General features: G+C 74.7%; 3 protein-coding genes. All 3 read left to right on the forward strand.

The features are described from left to right. The first annotated feature begins 181 nt into the window (after nt 1-181). The gene (locus tag VNO22_02470) at nt 182-430 is read left to right on the forward strand and encodes a hypothetical protein (GenBank protein ID HXG60216.1); all 249 of its coding nucleotides are present in this window, start codon (nt 182-184) and stop codon (nt 428-430) included. A 7-nt stretch (nt 431-437) separates the two neighbouring features. Beyond that, a complete protein-coding gene (locus tag VNO22_02475) occupies nt 438-1,628 on the forward strand; it encodes a DNA polymerase IV (protein ID HXG60217.1) in 1,191 nt (396 codons plus the stop codon). Further along, on the forward strand, nt 1,625-3,646 hold a 2,022-nt coding region (locus VNO22_02480; protein HXG60218.1), incomplete at its 3' end, for a PHP domain-containing protein. The genes VNO22_02475 and VNO22_02480, both read left to right, overlap by 4 nt.

Consider the following 3,646-nt stretch of genomic DNA (forward strand, 5'->3'; position numbering starts at 1 on the left):
CCGCCCGCGCCCGCGCGTTGGCCTCCCCGAGCCGCCTCCAACGCTCCGCCCACGAAAGATCCATCGCTTCGATCCTACACCCCCCGCCCGGCCGATGCAATCGCGCCGCCCGTACCCTAACATTTTGCTAACATTTCTCCGAATCCCATGCTATACCTCATCCGGGGAGGAAAACCGCGCCATGGACGCCGACCTGCACGAAAAACTCGCCCGCGTCGTCGCGCGCTTCGAGGCCGGACGCGTCGACCCCCTGGAGCTGCGCTGGGGCCGCCGCGACCTGCGCGTGCGCGCCGTCCACGCCCGCTGGATCGACCGCGCCGTCCGGCCGCCCCGCCTCTTCTTCTCCGTCACCGTCGAAACCGGAGAAACCCTCGTCCTCTCCCACCCCGCCGGCGAACCCGTCTGGTACGTGGAACGCGTCCTCGCCTGAACCCGCCATGCGCCCGCTCTTCATCCACGTGGACCTCGACGCCTTCTTCGCCTCCGTCGAACAGCTCCTCAATCCGCGCCTCCGCGGCCGCCCCGTGGCCGTCGGAAGCGGCGTGGTCGCCTCCGCCTCCTACGAGGCCCGCGCCCGCGGCGTCCGCAACGGCATGCCCCTCGCCCGCGCCCGCCGCCTCTGTCCCGCGCTCGCCGTCCTCCCCGGCCGCCACGACGTCTACCGCTGCTTCGCCGACGCCCTCTGGACCCTCCTGCGCCGCCGGGCCCCCGCCGTCGAAACCCACCTCGACGAAGCCTTCGCCGACTTCAGCGGCACCGAGGCGGCCTTCCCCGATCCCGCCGCCCTCGCGCGCAACCTCAAGGAGGCCGCCTTCCGCGAAACGGGCCTGCGGGTCACCGTGGGCGCGGCCCGCACGAGGCTCCTGGCCAAGCTCGCCGCCGCCTCCGTCAAGCCCGACGGCCTGCGCGTCCTGGCCCCGGACGAGGAGGACGCGTTCCTGGCGCCCCTGCCCGTCGAGGAGCTCCCCGGCGTGGGACCCCGCACGGCGGCGCTCTTCCGCGACCTCAACCTGCGCACGGTGGCGGACCTGCGCGGCCTTCCCCGCGAAACCCTGATCCGCCTCCTGGGCCGGCCCGGCGGCGCCCTCTACGACCGCGCCCGCGGCCGGGACACCCGCCCCCTGCGCGCCGACGAAATCCCCCGCTCCGTCTCGCGCGAAACGAGCCTGGACGCCCCCACCGCCGACCCGCGGATCCTGGAGCCTCTGCTGTCCTACCTCCTCGACCGCGCCCTCGGCGCGATCCGCCGCGCCGACCTGCGCGCCCGCACCCTCACGGTCCGCCTGGGCTACGCCGACGGCCCCGAGGAGGAAATCTCCGAGTCCGCCGGTCCGACGGCGAGCGCCGCCGAGCTTCAGCCCCGCGCCCGCGCCCTTCTGGCGCGCCTGCACCGCCGCCGCGTGGCCCTGCGCCGCCTGGGCGTGGCGCTCTCCCGGCTCGTTCCCGACGCCGGCCAGCTCGAGCTTTTCGGCGACCCGCGCCGCCGCGCCCTCGAGGCCGCCGTGGACGCCGTGCGCCGGCGCTACGGACACGGCGCGATCGTGGCCGGCCGCGCGATCGCGCTTCTCGGACGCCTCCCCCACGACGCCGCCGGCTACGTCCTGCGGACGCCGTCGCTGACGCAATGATCCTCTGCGCCCACAGCCACTGGAGCCTCCTCCGGGGCACCGCCTCGCCCGCCCGCCTGGTGGCCCGCGCGGCCGAACTGGGCCTCCGGACGCTCGTTCTGGCCGACGACCTCTCGCTGGCGGGGGCGGTGGAGTTCTGGACCGCCGCCCGCGCCGCCGGCGTGCGCCCCGTCCTGGGGGCCACGATCGGCGGGACCGCGTACCTCGTGCGCGACCGCCGCGGATACGCTAACCTCTGCCGCCTGATCTCGCGCCGCACGGGGGCCCGGCCGGACGCTCCGGAGCGCTTCGAGGGCCTGGCGGCGCTTCCGCCCGGGCGGGCGCTGCACGTCTACCTGGCCGATCCGCGCGAGGCGCCCCTCTACCGGCTCCTTTCGGCGATCCGGGAGAACACGCTTTTCGCGCGCGTTCCCGACGCGCCGCCCCCGGCGCCGGCTCCGGGGGCGCTTCCCGAGCCGACCCCCGAGGAGCGGGAGCTTCTGGAGTCCTGCGACTGGGAATTCCTCCCCGCCCCGCGGATTTTCCCCTCCGGCCAGGGGGGGATGGAGCGCCTGCGGGACCTGTGCCGCGCGGGGCTGGCCCGGCGCTATCCCGTCCGGCCGCCCGTGGAGCGCCTGGAGCGCGAGCTGGGCGTCATCGGGCGCCTGGGGTTCGCCGACTACTTCCTCGTGGTCCACGACATCGTCCGCTACGCGCGCGAGCGCGGCCACCCCGTGGCGGGGCGCGGATCGGGGGCGTCGAGTCTGGTGGCCTATCTTCTCGGGATCACGAACGTGGACCCCGTGGCGTACGGGCTTCCCTTCGAGCGATTTCTCCACGAGGGGCGCCCGAAGTTTCCGGATCTCGACGTGGACTTCTCCTGGAGGATCCGCGACGAGGTGATCGCGCACGTCTTCCGGCGCTACGGGGACGTGGCGATGGTTTCGTCGGCGGTCACGTTCGGGGAGCGATCGGCCTTCCGGGAGGCGGCGCGGGCGCTGGGGTACTCGGACGCCCAGATCGGGGCGCTCCGGCGCGGCGGCGGTTCGGGGGAGGAGCTGCGCCGGATCGAGCGGGCGGCGCGGGCGCTGGAGGGCCGGCCGCGCCATCTTTCGATTCATCCGGGGGGCGTGGTGCTTCATCCCGACGGAGCGGCGCCGCTGGAGGTGGCCGAGAAGGGAGTGGTCGTCACGCAGTACGGCAAGGACGCGGTGGAGGAGGCGGGGCTGGTGAAGATCGATCTTCTGGGCAACCGGGCGCTGGGGGCGATCCGGGAGGCGGGGGAGATCGTGGCGCGGGGGGGCGGGACGCCGCCGGATCCGGAGCGGCCGGAGGCGGATCCCGCGGCGGCGGCGCTCCTGCGGGAGGGGCGGACGCTCGGGTGCGGTCAGCTGGAGTCGCCGGCGATGCGGGCGCTTCTGCGGATGCTGCAACCGCAGGACGTGCGGGGGCTGATGAAGGCGCTGGCGCTCATCCGGCCGAGCGCGGCGTCCTTGGGGATGAAGGAGCGGTTCGTGCGGCGGGCGCGGGGGCTGGAGGCACCGGAGGGGTCTCCGGAGGACACGTACGGGATTCTTCTCTACGAGGACGACGCGATTCTCGTGGCGGCGGCCGCGACGGGGATGACGCCGGCGGAGGCGGATCTTTTCCGGCGCCGGCTGCAGACGCTGCGGACGGAGGACGGGCGGATCGAGCTTTCGCGGGAGTTTCTGGCGCGGGCGGCGCGGCACGGGACGCCGCCGGAGGAGGCGCGGCGGCTCTGGTTCCAGATGGCGCGGTTCAACGAGTTCTCCTTCTGCCGGGCGCACGCGGCGTCGTACGCCCTTGCGGCGTGGGCGTCGGTGCGGCTGCGGGCGCGTCATCCGGCGGCCTTCTGGACGGCGGCGCTCAACAACAATCAGGGGCTCTACGACGCGCGCGTCTACGTGGAGGAGGCCCGGCGGGACGGCGTGCGGATCCTGCCGCCGTGCGTGCAGCGTTCGGGGGTGGAGTTCACGGAGGAGGCAGGGGCGATCCGGGTGGGGCTGAGGCGGGTGGCG

Source organism: Planctomycetota bacterium, assembly GCA_035574235.1.
Lineage (GTDB): Bacteria > Planctomycetota > MHYJ01 > MHYJ01 > JACPRB01 > DATLZA01.

Excerpts from the sequence above, each read along its gene's own strand:
- VNO22_02475 (HXG60217.1), top strand. The coding sequence starts at position 438 with ATGCGCCCGCTCTTCATCCACGTGGACCTCGACGCCTTCTTCGCCTCC.
- VNO22_02470 (HXG60216.1), top strand. The coding sequence starts at position 182 with ATGGACGCCGACCTGCACGAAAAACTCGCCCGCGTCGTCGCGCGCTTC.